The sequence below is a fragment of the Rhodococcus sp. 05-2255-1e genome, from assembly GCF_002259025.1.
Classification (GTDB): Bacteria; Actinomycetota; Actinomycetes; order Mycobacteriales; family Mycobacteriaceae; genus Rhodococcoides; species Rhodococcoides fascians.
Genome location: NZ_NOZE01000013.1, coordinates 123,540 through 136,827, shown reverse-complemented (window position 1 = coordinate 136,827; position 13,288 = coordinate 123,540). Strand labels below are relative to the sequence as shown.

Here is a 13,288-nt window from a genome sequence, read left to right as displayed (position 1 = left end):
GGCCGATCAGACTCCCAGTACGGCCTTGGCGATGAGGAAGTAGACGATCAGGCCGGTCGCATCGCAGAAGGTCGAGATGAAGGGCGTCGAGAACACCGCGGGGTCGACGCCGATCTTCTTGGCGATCAGCGGCATCGCACCGCCGACCGTCGCGGCGAGCGTGCATATCGACAGCAGCGTCGTGCCGATGACCAGGCCCAGGTGCCAGTCGTAGACGAGTCCGGCAATGACGAACCCCAACGTTCCGAGCATCGCTCCCATCGTCGCGCCGACGCGGACCTCGCGAAACAGCACAGCGGCGATGTCGCGCGGGCGGACGTCACCCAGGGCGAGCGCGCGGGTCACCGTGGTCGCGGCCTGCGAACCGGTGTTCCCGCCCGTGCCGGTGAGCAGCGGAATGAACAGCGCGAGGGTCACCACCGCGGCCAGTGCATGCTCGAAGATCTCGAGCACCTGCACGGTGAGGATGGCCGACAACGCCAACACGAGCAGCCAGACCACGCGCGAACGAACGATGGACAGGACCGGCGTCGACAGGTACGGCCGACGCAGCGGTTCTGCACCGCCCGCCCTGGCGGCGTCCTCGTCCTCGGCCTCCTCGAGAATGCGAGAGGACTGCTCGAGGGTGAGGATGCCGATCAGGCGCTGTTCGGAATCGACCACCACCACCGCCGGACTGCGATGCTCGAAACACAGACGTGCCGCGACCTCCGCCGACGAGTCCGCCCGCACCACCGGATGCGACGAATGGAGCTCTCCGACCGGCGTGGTCGATTCCGCCGTCGCCAGATCGGCGAGCGTCACCACACCGAGCAACGTGCGATGGTCGTCGGTGATGGGCAGCAGGTACACCGATTCTGCGTCGGGACCGGTCCGTCGCACCGCGTCGAGAGCCTCGGCTGCCGTGGTGTCGCTGCGTAGGCGCACGTACTCCGGGCTCATTCGACGGCCTACCGAACCGCGGTCGTAGCCCAGCATCGGTGCGGTGAGCGCCCGTTGGGCGGGCGACAGGCCGAGCATCATGCGATGCGCGATGTTGGAGGGCAGCTCGTCGAGCAGTTCCACTCGGTCGTCGGGATCGAGGTTCTCGAACAGGGCGATGACGTCGTCGCTACGCAAACTCTCGAACAGCTCGCTGCGAATGGTCGCGTCGAAGCGCTCGAACACGACGACGGCCTCGTCCTTGGGCAACAGCCGAAAGAGAACCGCCCGCTGCGCCGAGTCGACCCGTTCGAGCATTCTGACCGCGTTCGTCGTGGACAGACCCGCCATCAGGGTCGACAACGCGGCCACGTCGCGCTCGGCCAGTAGTTCCGATGTCCTGGTCACGATGTCGTCGAGAGTCTCGGGCACCGGTCCATTTTGCCTTGCCGGCGGTCATCGACCGACAGCGGTCGCTACTCCGGAACGACGTCCCAGTGCTCGACGATGGCGCCGTCGAACCGGAAGATGTCTCCCGCGACGAAGGGGTCGGATTCTGCTGCGCCCGGCGCTTTCGCGAACGTCCACACCAGATCGCCGTCGGCCAGCGAGACGACCGATTCCGAGGCAGGGAACTGCGCGCCGCCGGCGAAGAACTGTTGCAGTGCCGCGGTGCCGTTGCCCGCAATCGGATTGTGTTGCAGGTAGGACGGGGCGAAGTCGGTCCCGAGCACGGACGCGTCGTGTTCGCGGAAGAGCGCGTCGTAGGTAGCCGTCACCGACATGCGTCGGCGCTCTTCCTCGTCCTCGGTCGGCTCGGTGGGCGCGGTCGGGTAGCGGTAGAGGTCACTGAACATGGTGTTGCCGCTCATCGACGTGGCCGGCACGGATTGCGTCATGGCCCAGTGCTCGGTGACCTTGCCGCCGTCGAAGGCGAAGAGGTCGATGTTCGCCTCACCGGTGGTCTCGGATGCCGGATCAGCGGTGGCCTGCCAGTGCACTGCCACCCATCTGCCATCGGCCGCGACACGCTTGACGACGGCTCGTGCACCGGGAATCCGTGTCCGGGTGGCCTCGAATCGGGCGACGATCGCGTCGGGCCCCACCGCTGGTCCAGGTCGATCGACGGCGTTCTCCGCCACGACCGACGCGGCGGCGGCGGGTTCTTCGGCCGTGAACGCAGATTCGAAGAGCGTCAGCGCTGCTTCTTCGTTGCGTGATTCGGTGACGCTGTCGGAGCGGTCGTCGGGTGACTGCGCGGCGACGGAGACGTCGTTCGGCTCCGGGGTGGAGGGCGACGTACCGCACGCCGTGATGGCGGACAGTGCGACCAGAACGGGCACGGTGAGTCGAGCAGCTGCGCGTGTTCGGTTCATGTCTGCTCAACTGACTTGAAGCTACAACAGTTCCCGAATCGGACGACGAACCTCGTGGACTGTTTCAGCGGGACAGATCGGCTCGGTCGGCCGCGGCTCGTCCCGAGTCCCATCCTTCGGCATCGAGGCGCGGGCCGCGCATCGGCTTGGCGGTGGGAAAGAGGCGGTCGAACTCCGCTTCCACGGCAACGGTCTGTGCCGCGAGAATCGGCAGCAGGTCGCCCGATTCCTGTCTCGCCTCGTCGAGGGCATGCGCGTCGGCATCGGTGAGACGATCTCCGATGCGGATGGCGTATGCGTAGAGGAACGCCTTGCCGAATGCGGCCGAGCCGGCCTTCTTTCGCTTCTTGGCTTCCGGGGAGTGGCCGAGAGCTCGGGTTGCCTGCACCAGCAACGAGGTGAAGACGAGCTCGGCCTGTTCCACGTCCACCGGCGCGCCCACCAGCGTCGCAACGGCGTACTCCGCGTCCCAGATCGTCTTGACCCGGTTGGCAGTACCGGCGACGTGCAAGAGCTGGGCTTTGGCGGGTGCGTGCGGACCGTCGATGTGCACCCGTCGACCGCGAACGTCGAGATGACCCTCGGCCAACAGCAGCGTGTCGATCGAGTATCGCGTCATCAACTCCTGCGCCTTGGCGGTCAGCGTCTCGGCTTCCTCCGCGAAATCGGTGGCATCGGCCTTGGCCAGCAGACCGCGAATCTTGGCCAGCATCTTGCTGTTCGGTGAATCCGAGCCGGTGGTCGTCGGCACCGACGAGCGTCTGCGGGGCCACTGCGAAGGCTTGGCACCCAGTTGCGGCCAACGGGGGAGGGTTTGCCACTGGCCGAGCAGAGTGAGCACATCGAGCCACTGATCGCTGGCGGCGATGTAGTCGGACTTGCCGGACGCCACGAGGTACGCCGTGAGGAAGTCGGGAGTGGCGTCGACTCGGGCTGCCACCGTCGGGAACTGTTCGCAGATCGCCGACATCTGATCGACCCAATCGTGCGGGGCGCGGGAGTCCGCTTCGATGAGATCGGCATGGTGCAGCAGGGCTGCGGCGGCGAGATTCGTCACCGCCACCGTGTGCTGACGCCGGACCACATGCATCAGATCCAGTGGTTGCCAACCGTTCTCGTACAGCGTGCCGATCATGTTGGTCAGTGCCAGCGTGCCGAGTTCGTTCGCTTGCATCGAGACCAATCGGTCGGCGATGTCGTCGGCGATGCGTTGACTCTTGTTCTTGCCGACCGACGCGTCGGCTCCCTGTCTGAGCAGTTCCGGAACGGCGCTCATTCGGTGAGCACGATCAGTTCGGTGTCCGACGCCACTTCGACTCGAAGACCCGCCTTCGACGCCACGCGCGCAACAGCTTTCACATCTTTGGGCTCGGCCGTGGTCAGGGTCAGCGCGCGGGCGAGCAATCCCTTGTGATGCTTGTTGAAGTGGCTCACCACCGACCGACTGCCGTCGGGCTTCTCGGTGAGCACCGTTGCCGTGATCGCCCCGGGGATGGGCCCGAGCTGTTGATAGGTGCCGGACCGGAGGTCGACGACGATTCCCTCGGCCTCGGTGAGAAGGGCCTCGGACAGTCGAGGCTTCCAGTGCGCTCGCAACGTCCCGAAGTTCGGAATGGACGACCCGCCGGAGAGCCGGTAGGCCGGAATCGGGTCGGACGCGCGGACGGCCCCGAACAGTGCCGACCCGATCCACAACCTCGCATCGGCACGGGCACGTCCGGCACGGGTGAAGGTCGACGCCCCGAGAGCGTCGTACAGCACTCCTGTGTACCGGCGCAGGGCGGGAGTGGTGGGCGAGGCGAACAGGCGAGCGTTCCGTTCGATCTCGTCCACCTGGGTCGGACCGAGACCGAGAGCGGTGATGGACGCGTCGACGTCGTCGGAGAGCCGGACCAGGGCGTCGGCAAGCGTTCTGCGGAGCGGAAGCAGGGACGGCAACGACAACCGGTCCAGATCGAGAGGTGCTCCGGAACCGCCGTCGGACTTCGTCTCGGAGGGAGGCAGCAGAATCAGCACGGGGGTCAAGGCTACTCACTTCGCGGCCGCCTACCCGCAGGCGCTGCACCACCGACTAGTCTGACAACCCGTGATCACCCGTCTTTCGCAGCTGTTCCTTCGTACCCTTCGCGACGACCCGGCCGACGCCGAGGTCGACAGCCACAAGCTGTTGGTTCGCGCCGGCTACGTTCGTCGTATCGCGCCGGGCGTCTATTCGTGGCTGCCGCTGGGTCTCCGGGTGCTGCGACAGGTCGAACGCGTCGTGCGCGAGGAAATGAACGCCATCGGGGCGCAGGAAATTTCGCTGCCCGCCCTGCTGCCGCGTGAGCCGTACGAGACGACGAACCGGTGGACCGAATACGGGGACGCATTGTTCCGGTTGCAGGATCGCAAGGGCAACGACATGCTGCTCGGTCCGACCCACGAAGAGTTGTTCGCGTTGACGGTCAAGGCCGAATACAACTCCTACAAGGACCTGCCGGTCACGCTGTACCAAATTCAGACCAAGTATCGCGACGAAGAGCGTCCTCGCGCCGGCATTCTGCGCGGACGCGAGTTCGTCATGAAGGATTCCTACTCCTTCGATATGGACGAGGACGGACTGAAGCGGTCCTACGCCGCACACCGCGACGCTTACCAGCGCATCTTCGCCAGGCTCGGGGTCAGCTACGTCATCGTCGCCGCGACGTCCGGCGCGATGGGCGGAAGTGCGTCCGAGGAATTCCTGGCCGAGAGCGACATCGGCGAGGACACCTACGTTCGGTGCATCGAATCGGGATACGCGGCCAACGTCGAGGCCGTCACGACCCCGGCACCGGACCCCATCGCCATCGAGGGGCAGCCTGCCGCGATCGACTACGAGACGGGCAACACTCCCACCATCGCGACGTTGGTCGAGTGGGCGAACGGCGCAGATCTGGGTCGTACCGTCACCGGTGCCGACACGCTCAAGAACATCCTGCTCAAGGTGCGGTCCGCCGGTGGCGAGTGGGAGCTGCTGGCCATCGGCCTGCCCGGCGACCGTGAGGTGGACGAGAAGCGCCTCGAAGCATCGCTCGAGCCTGCCGAATTCGCATTGCTGACCGACGCGGACTTTGCTGCTCACCCGTTCCTGATCAAGGGATACATCGGGCCACGTGCGCTGCAGGCCAACGGAGTTCGCTACCTCGTCGACCCCCGGGTGGTGAACGGAACATCGTGGATCACCGGTGCCGATGTGCAGGGCAAGCACGTGGTGAACCTCGTGGCCGGCCGTGACTTCGTTCCCGACGGCACCATCGAGGCCGCCGAGGTGCGTGACGGGGACATGTCACCCGACGGACAGGGGCCGCTGGTCAGCGCTCGCGGAATCGAGATCGGGCACATCTTCCAGTTGGGCTACAAGTACACCGATGCATTCTCGGTCGACGTACTCGGCGAGACCGGCAAGCCCGTGCGACTCGTACAGGGTTCCTACGGCGTCGGTGTCTCCCGTCTGGTGGCCGTCATCGCCGAGCAGATGCACGACGACAAGGGCCTTCGGTGGCCGTCGGAGGTAGCACCCGCCGACGTACATCTGGTGATCGCGAACAAGGACGAGGCCGCGCGCGCCGGCGCAGAATCCATTGCAACGCAACTCGATTCGCAGGGCATCGAGGTTCTCTTCGACGACCGCAAGGCCTCGCCCGGCGTGAAGTTCAAGGACTCCGAACTGATCGGTGTTCCGCTCGTCGTCGTCCTCGGCCGCGGTTGGGCCGATGGCAAGGTCGAAATCCGGGACCGCTTCTCGGGTGAGAGCCGTGAACTCGACATCGATTCCGCGGTCGACGAGATCGTCGCCGCGGTGCGCGCCACCACGTAACAGCCCGTCCCGATCTCTCCGCACTCGATCTCCCCACGCGCCGGTCTACTCGCTGGTAGCTTCGGGTCACACGACTAGGAGAGGTCACACCGTGGCTCAGTTTGCGCTGTTCGATCCGACAACTTTCGATCCCGCCGAGCTCGACGAGGAGTCTCGTCGTCAGCTCCGCGCACTGATCGATTGGTTCGAGGATCGCGGTAAGGCCAGGCTGCTCGCCGACGATCTCGAGGGAGTCTGGCCCGCCGACTTCCTCGAGTTCGTCGCAGCCCAGAAACTGTTCGCCACGTTCTCGACGCCGGCCGAGTATGCGAACGGGTTGCCCAACGCTCGTTGGGACGCTGCCCGCAACGCCGCTCTGAGCGAAATTCTCGGGTTCTACGGCTTGGCCTATTGGTACACCTGGCAGGTCACGGTGCTCGGCCTCGGCCCGATCTGGATGAGCGACAACGACGACGCCAAGCGCAGGGCCGCGCTAGAGCTCGACCGCGGCGGCGTCATGGCATTCGGATTGTCCGAGCGCGCACACGGTGCCGACGTCTACTCCACCGACATGCTGTTGACCCCCTCCGCCGACGACGACGTCGAGTTCACCGCGTCGGGGGAGAAGTACTACATCGGTAACGGCAACGTGGCGGGCATGGTGTCGGTGTTCGGTAGACGCACCGACATCGACGGGCCGGAGTCGTACGTCTTCTTCGTCGCCGACAGCTCGCATCCCGCGTATCGGTTGCGCGAGAGCGTCGTTCACGGCCAGATGTACGTCAGCACCTTCTCGCTCGAGAACTATCCCGTTCGTCGCGAGGACATTCTGCATACCGGACCCGACGCGTTCTCGGCTGCACTGAACACCGTCAACGTCGGCAAGTTCAACCTCTGCACCGGCTCGATCGGCATCTGCGAGCACGCGTTCTACGAGGCGATCACACACGCCAACAATCGGATTCTGTACGGCAACCGTGTCACCGAATTCCCCCATGTGCGCAGTGCATTCGTCGATGCCTACTCGCGGCTGACCGCCATGAAGCTGTTCAGTGCGCGTGCGCTGGACTACTTCCGCGCTGCGGGTCCCGGCGACCGCCGCTACCTGTTGTTCAACCCCATGACCAAGGCCAAGGTGACGTCCGAGGGCGAGACGGTGGTCCGCTTGCTGCACGACGTCATCGCCGCCAAGGGGTACGAGAAGAACACCTACTTCCGTGAAGCCGCGCAACTGATCGGAACACTGCCGAAACTCGAGGGAACGGTGCATGTCAACGTCGCCCTGATGCTCAAGTTCATGCCGGCATACATGTTCTCGCCCACCGATCAGGCGGAGGTCACCAGGTTCACCGACGCCGTCGACGACGGATTCTTCTTCGCCCAAGGCCCCGCTCGCGGCGCGAGTTCGGTTCGGTTCCACGATTGGAACCCGGTGTATCGCAAGCATTCCGGTGTTCCCAACGTGGGTCGTTTCTACGAGCAGGCCCAGGCGTTCGCGTCGTTCCTCGCCGAGTGCGCCCCCGACGAGTCGCAGCAACAGGACCTCGACTTCCTGCTCGTGGTGGGGCATCTGTTCTCACTCGTCGTCTACGGCCACCTGATCCTCGAACAGGCCGACGAGATCTCCACCGACATGCTGGACCAGATCTTCGACTTCCAGATCAGGGACTTCTCCGGCTACGCCGTCGCGCTGTACGGAAAGCCGTCGTCGACCGATGCGCAGCAGAAATGGGCGCTGGACGCCGTACGCAAGCCGGTGGTGGACGCAGCAAGATTCGAGACGGTCTGGAACGACGTCGTCACGTACGACGGTCGGTACGAGATGCGTCCCTAGGCGTCACAGCTGTCCGGAATCGGCTGGGACGAGCTTGGTTCCGAACGCGCACATCGTCATCTCGTGCAGTCCCTCGCTGTCCTCCGGATGCTCCGGTGCCTGCATCGACAACAAGACGTTGAGCAGCATTCCGTGTGCGATGAACTGCCGAGCCTGATCTTCCGAACACCCGGTACCGCTGCGGATCTGGTTGTAGATCGCGCCCATTCCTTCTCGTGCCTGGCGGCCGATCTCGGGTACCGACCCTGCACCGAACCCGTGCATCATGACCATCAAGAGGTCGCGATCGGCCACCAGATCGGCGTAGGCACCGCCCAGGTCGGCCCAGGTCTCGTCGTCCGCTGGGTCCAGAGGCCCCGAAGCGAGCACTGCGTCGAATGCCGTCATGATGCCGTCGATGGAGCGTTGGAAGACCAGCCGAAACAATTCGACTTTGGTTCCGAACATCCGAACCACATACGGCTGCGACACGCCCGCTTCCTTGGCCACCGCATCGGTGCTCGTCCCGGCAAAGCCCCCGCGTGCGAACGCTCGTGTCGCGGCGTCGAGGACGAGTTCTCGACGGTCGGCCGCGTCCATTCGGGTTGCTCGGGGCTTGGGCGTGGGAGTGTCGGACATGTTGACAGGTTATCAGTCGATAACTTACGGTCGCATCATAAGTAATCATTCGATGCTTACAAACTCGAGACGGGACGTTCGCCATGACCGCTACAGCCTCTCCGCCTGCAGTGCACCCCGCCGCTCGGTCTATTCCGGTGTGGCTGGGAATCGTCGCCGCATCCCTGCCCATGTTCATGGCGACCCTCGACAATCTGGTGATGACCAGCGCGCTGCCGGTGGTTCAGCAGGATCTGAATGCGTCGGTCGGACAGCTGCAGTGGTTCCTCAACGCCTACACACTGAGCTTCGCGACATTCATGCTCACTGCAGCAACCTTGGGCGATCGCTGGGGCAGGCGCGCGGTGTTCCTCGGCGGGATAGCGCTGTTCACCGCGGCCTCCGTGGCCAGCGCGCTCGCCACGAGTCCGGCAATGCTCATCGCCGCGCGGGCGATACAGGGCCTCGGTGCCGCGGCGATCATGCCGCTGTCACTGACTCTGCTCGCAGCTGTCGTCCCGATTGCCAAGCGCGCCATGGCAATCGGAATCTGGGGCGGTGTCTCGGGCCTCGGTGTCGCACTCGGGCCTGTCGTCGGTGGTGCGGTCGTCGACGGTATTTCCTGGCAGGCGATCTTCTGGATCAACGTCCCGGTGGCGCTCGTCGCGGTACCGCTGGCGTACATCGCCCTGACCGAGTCGACCGGACGCAGGCAACCTCTCGATCTACTGGGTGTGGTGCTCGCGGGCGGCGGGGTGTTCTTGCTCGTGTGGGCGGTGGTCCACGGCAACGACGACGGATGGGCATCGACCACCGTGCTCGCGAGCTTCGTCGGCTCTGCGGTGCTTCTCCTCGCGTTCGTCTCCCGAGCATGGCGAACCCCGTTCTCGGTACTGCCGTTGACGCTCTTCCGATCACGCAGTTTCACGCTGGCGAACATCATCGGAATCACGTTCTCGCTCGGCATGTTCGGGGCCGTGTTCCTGCTTGCTCAGTACCTGCAGATAGTGATGCACTACAGCCCGTTCGAGGCGGGCCTTCGCACATTGCCCTGGACCGCCGCGCCTATGGTGGTCGCACCCATTGCGGGTCTCGTGGCCGATCGAGTCGGCCTGCGCGGCTTGTTGGTGTCCGGACTGGCGTTGCAGTCGCTGTCACTGGTGTGGATGGCACTGATCCTCGGACCCGACACCGCCTACCTGTCGATGGTGCCCGCGCTGTTGATGGCCGGAGTCGGCATGGGGTTGACCTTCGCGCCCTCGGCGACCGCAGTGTTGCGAGACATGGACGACGACGATCACGCCACGGCGAGCAGTGCGAACTCCACTGTGCGGGAGGTGGGAATTGCGCTCGGAATCGCCGTCCTGACGGCGGTGTTCATCGGAAACGGAGGATCACTCACCCCCGCTGGATACACCGACGCGTTGGCACCCGCTCTACTCGTAGGCGCAGGGGCGGTGGCGATCGGATTGGTTGCGGCACTGTTCATGCCGGGTCGTTCCGCCGGTCCGGCGGACGACGTGGTCACGGCTGACCGGGAAAAGCCGTCGACGACGGTGTGACGCCGAGGATCTGCTGCCATGTGGCCAGTCTGATCGCGGCCTCGGTCAGTGCCTGGACGCCCATCTCGCGAGTGCCGCCGGATCGACTGCGCTCGACGGCCGAGCGCCACGCCACGCTCGTGTCGATCTCTGCCTGAACAGCGAGCTGCACAGCCGAGATCGCATCGGTCACCGGAAACGGAGACGCGTATGCCGGATCGGGCAGGGGCGCTGTGACGCTGGCCGCGCGGAGTGCGTCGATGGTCGAGTCTCGACGCGCTCGGTGTGCCGCGGTGCACGCGGCCACCATGTCTGCTCGGGTCGGGTTGGAGAACGCCGCGACGATCCCGTACGCGAAGACGGCTGCGTACTCGGCGACGAGTGCATCGACGAGCCCCTGTTGTTCGGGTCCGAGATCGCTCATGCGAGTACCACCTGAGCGAACACCGTGCACGAGGCACTGATCGACCCGAGAAGGCCGGCGCGATAACCGCTTTCGTCGCGGGCGGCGGTCGCCGCACTGCGTGCCGAGGCGGTCAGCGCATCGCGCACCGCGCCGAGATCGGGTGGCGGCGCGGACTGGGCCGCGCTCGTGGTCGTCGTGGCAGTCGCCGACGAGGTGTCGGTGGTCGCTCCGGTAGCCCGGGCGATCTCGGTCTCGAGTGCATCCGCATGTTCGGTCCGCTGGGCCGCGACCACGCCGAGAGCTCCTGCGTAATCGGGAGCGACCGTTGCCGCCGAAGACGCAGCCGCGGCGTCGGAGCGAGCGGAGCGCAACTGTGCCGTCAGAGAATCGAGTGCGGGACCGGAGATTTCCTCCGCGCCGCAAGCCGTGACGGTCGACGCCGTGGCCGCTGTGAGTACGGCGGCACCGGCGAGCCGGAACAACCCACGTCTGTTCAACGAGAGAGGGGCGGTCGGCGTGGGCACCCCGATATCGTGCCAGACCCTCGACCGTGTCGGACCCTCGAGGCGACACGCGCCGTGCCCGTGTGTCGCCTCGGCCGTGCGTGGTCGCGAGCACCACCTGCGGGGCGGTAGTCTGTTGGTTCACCAAACGCGGTCCGGCGCACCTGTGCCGCATTGCCGACAACTACACACGAGGAGTTCGCGACATGCCTGTTCCGTCCCAGGAAAGGGTTGTCGAACTGCTCGGCGACCTGGTTCGAGATCGGGGCTACGACCTCGAGGACGTGAACGTGGTCGCTGCCGGTAAGCACAGTGCCGTGCGCATCATGGTCGACCGTGAAGACGGCGTCGACCTCGACGCGCTGCCGGAGTTGAGCCGGGTGATCTCCGATGTATTCGACGGCGTGACCGATTTCGGCGAAGCGCCGTACACCCTCGAGGTCACCACTCCCGGAATCGATCGCCCGTTGACACAACCACGGCATTGGCGTCGCGCGCGTGGTCGCAAGGTGCGGATCGAACTCGCCGACGGCAAGGTCGAGGGCCGCGTCGGACTTCTCGACGGTGACTCGGTTGCCCTCGTGATCAAGGACAAGGGAGTTCTCTCGACACGATCGATCGCGCTGGCCGATGTTGTGAAAGCTGTTGTGCAGGTAGAATTTTCGCGGCCGACCGCAGAAGAGATGGATCTTGCGGGCGGCGTGGTGGGCGGTAGGCCGTCACCCGCGAACACCGACGAAATCGTGAATGTGGAAGCACCGGAAGAAGGGTCGGACAAGTGAATATCGATATTGCAGCTCTGCGCGCCATCGAGGCGGACAAGGGCGTTCCGATCGAGATGGTGATCTCGACGATCCAGACCGCGCTGTTGACCGCCTACCGGCACACCGAGGGGCACCAGTCCAACGCGCGAATCGACGTCGATCGCAAGACCGGTTCCGTCCGGGTGATGGCCAAGGAGTTCGACGCCGAGGGCAATCTGATCTCCGAGTGGGACGACACGCCGGAAGGCTTCGGCCGGATCGCTGCCACCACCGCTCGTCAGGTGATTCTGCAGCGTTTGCGCGATGCGGAGCACGAGCGCTCCTTCGGGGAGTACTCGACCCACGAGGGTGAAATCGTCAACGGCGTCATTCAGCGCGATACGCGCGCCAACGCCAAGGGCACCGTCATCGTCCGGATCGGCAGCGAGGCGAACGGGGCCGACGGCCTGCTTCCGCCCGCCGAGCAGGTTCCGGGGGAGACGTACGAGCACGGTGAGCGCATCAAGTGCTACGTCGTCGGAGTCGCGCGGGGCAACCGCGGCCCGCAGATCACGCTCTCGCGCACACACCCCAATCTGGTGCGCAAGTTGTTCGCGCTCGAGGTGCCCGAGATCGCCGACGGTTCGGTCGACATCGTGGCGGTAGCGCGTGAATCGGGGCACCGCTCGAAGATCGCGGTCGCGTCGACGGTCTCGGGCCTGAACGCCAAGGGTGCATGTATCGGGCCGATGGGGCAGCGCGTGCGGAATGTGATGAGCGAACTGGCCGGCGAGAAGATCGACATCATCGACTTCGACGAGGACCCGGCGACGTTCGTCGGGAATGCACTTTCGCCGTCGAAGGTTGTGTCTGTGACCGTGGTGGACGCAGCCGCTCGCGCGGCGCGCGTGGTGGTCCCGGAGTACCAGTTGTCGCTGGCGATCGGCAAGGAAGGGCAGAACGCTCGACTTGCCGCTCGATTGACCGGTTGGCGTATCGACATCCGCAGTGACGCGGCGGCACCCGAGACGACCAGCGCCTAGGGCCGGAATGCGGAGATCGAGGCAATACAGCGGTAGAGTGGTCGATGGTTCGGTAACGACCTCTCCGCTCGGAGACGTGAACGCGAGAATCCGGTTGTGACAAGCCGGCCGATTCGTACATGTGTCGGGTGCAGGGAGCGAGTGCCGGCCGCCGATCTGTTGAGGATCGTGGTTCGAGAAGCTGGTTCGTACGAATTCGCTCTCGTCCCCGACATCCGGCATTCGATGTCCGGTCGTGGTGCTTGGTTGCACTACAACCGAGAATGCCTGCACAATGCGGAACGTCGCCGAGTCTTCGGCCGCGCGTTTCGGATATCGGGAAATGTGGAATCGTCCGCAGTATCGGACGTGCTCGACGAGCACGAACGGCTGCACGGCGAGAACACGACAAGAGCAACACCCGTCGACAAGAACAGGCAACAGCACTGATGAGCACACCGTGAAGCACCAACGATGAACGTCCATCGGAGATAACCCGAGGTCGTGCGGGCACCAAGCCTCGCTCGG

The 13,288-nt window shown here is 65.1% G+C and carries 13 protein-coding genes; 6 read left to right on the top strand and 7 right to left on the bottom strand.

Annotation, left to right across the window (positions count from 1 at the left end; translation table 11 throughout):
- Nucleotides 1-6: 6 nt before the first annotated feature.
- The 4 genes from mgtE to yaaA form a co-directional block, all read right to left on the bottom strand.
- On the bottom strand, nt 7-1,353 hold the full coding sequence (gene mgtE, locus CH262_RS10790) for a magnesium transporter (protein WP_052055003.1): 1,347 nt from the start codon (nt 1,351-1,353) through the stop codon (nt 7-9).
- Nucleotides 1,354-1,397: 44 nt separating this feature from the next.
- Nucleotides 1,398-2,297: a nuclear transport factor 2 family protein gene (locus tag CH262_RS10785; protein ID WP_053068719.1), complete on the bottom strand. Its 900-nt coding sequence runs from the start codon at nt 2,295-2,297 to the stop codon at nt 1,398-1,400.
- A gap of 64 nt (nt 2,298-2,361) precedes the next feature.
- A complete protein-coding gene (locus tag CH262_RS10780) occupies nt 2,362-3,573 on the bottom strand; it encodes a DUF2786 domain-containing protein (protein ID WP_094717584.1) in 1,212 nt (403 codons plus the stop codon).
- Complete coding sequence (gene yaaA / locus CH262_RS10775) at nt 3,570-4,313, bottom strand: peroxide stress protein YaaA (protein ID WP_094717583.1); 744 nt, start codon at nt 4,311-4,313, stop codon at nt 3,570-3,572. The genes CH262_RS10780 and yaaA overlap by 4 nt, the downstream gene beginning before the upstream one ends.
- Nucleotides 4,314-4,383: 70 nt before the next feature.
- On the opposite strand from yaaA, the gene CH262_RS10770 reads away from it, so the two are divergent.
- On the top strand, nt 4,384-6,135 hold the full coding sequence (locus CH262_RS10770) for a proline--tRNA ligase (protein WP_094717582.1): 1,752 nt from the start codon (nt 4,384-4,386) through the stop codon (nt 6,133-6,135).
- A gap of 91 nt (nt 6,136-6,226) precedes the next feature.
- Nucleotides 6,227-7,948: an acyl-CoA dehydrogenase family protein gene (locus CH262_RS10765; RefSeq protein WP_094717581.1), complete on the top strand. Its 1,722-nt coding sequence runs from the start codon at nt 6,227-6,229 to the stop codon at nt 7,946-7,948.
- Nucleotides 7,949-7,951: 3 nt separating this feature from the next.
- On the opposite strand, the gene CH262_RS10760 is transcribed toward CH262_RS10765, so the two are convergent.
- Nucleotides 7,952-8,566, bottom strand: coding sequence for a TetR/AcrR family transcriptional regulator (locus CH262_RS10760; protein WP_032370810.1), 615 nt, complete (start codon nt 8,564-8,566; stop codon nt 7,952-7,954).
- A gap of 83 nt (nt 8,567-8,649) precedes the next feature.
- Between CH262_RS10760 and CH262_RS10755 the strand changes: the two genes are divergently transcribed.
- A complete protein-coding gene (locus tag CH262_RS10755; protein ID WP_051365127.1) occupies nt 8,650-10,107 on the top strand; it encodes an MFS transporter in 1,458 nt (485 codons plus the stop codon).
- Here the strand turns inward: CH262_RS10755 and CH262_RS10750 are convergent.
- Together CH262_RS10750 and CH262_RS10745 are read right to left on the bottom strand one after the other, a co-directional pair.
- On the bottom strand, nt 10,070-10,510 hold the full coding sequence (locus CH262_RS10750; protein WP_027496742.1) for a ferritin-like domain-containing protein: 441 nt from the start codon (nt 10,508-10,510) through the stop codon (nt 10,070-10,072). The genes CH262_RS10755 and CH262_RS10750 overlap by 38 nt on opposite strands.
- Nucleotides 10,507-11,016 carry a hypothetical protein gene (locus CH262_RS10745; RefSeq protein WP_027496743.1) on the bottom strand — a complete coding sequence of 170 codons (510 nt, stop codon included), beginning with the start codon at nt 11,014-11,016 and terminating at the stop codon, nt 10,507-10,509. The genes CH262_RS10750 and CH262_RS10745 overlap by 4 nt, the downstream gene beginning before the upstream one ends.
- A gap of 185 nt (nt 11,017-11,201) precedes the next feature.
- On the opposite strand from CH262_RS10745, the gene rimP reads away from it, so the two are divergent.
- The 3 genes from rimP to CH262_RS10730 all read left to right on the top strand — a co-directional run bounded on the left by rimP (nt 11,202) and on the right by CH262_RS10730 (nt 13,210).
- Nucleotides 11,202-11,777 carry a ribosome maturation factor RimP gene (gene rimP, locus CH262_RS10740; RefSeq protein ID WP_032370966.1) on the top strand — a complete coding sequence of 192 codons (576 nt, stop codon included), beginning with the start codon at nt 11,202-11,204 and terminating at the stop codon, nt 11,775-11,777.
- Entirely contained in the window at nt 11,774-12,781 is a 1,008-nt protein-coding gene (gene nusA, locus CH262_RS10735) for a transcription termination factor NusA (RefSeq protein WP_027496745.1), read from the top strand. Before rimP ends, nusA begins: the two co-directional genes overlap by 4 nt.
- A 96-nt stretch (nt 12,782-12,877) precedes the next feature.
- Nucleotides 12,878-13,210 carry a YlxR family protein gene (locus tag CH262_RS10730; RefSeq protein ID WP_052053323.1) on the top strand — a complete coding sequence of 111 codons (333 nt, stop codon included), beginning with the start codon at nt 12,878-12,880 and terminating at the stop codon, nt 13,208-13,210.
- Nucleotides 13,211-13,288: the final 78 nt, after the last annotated feature.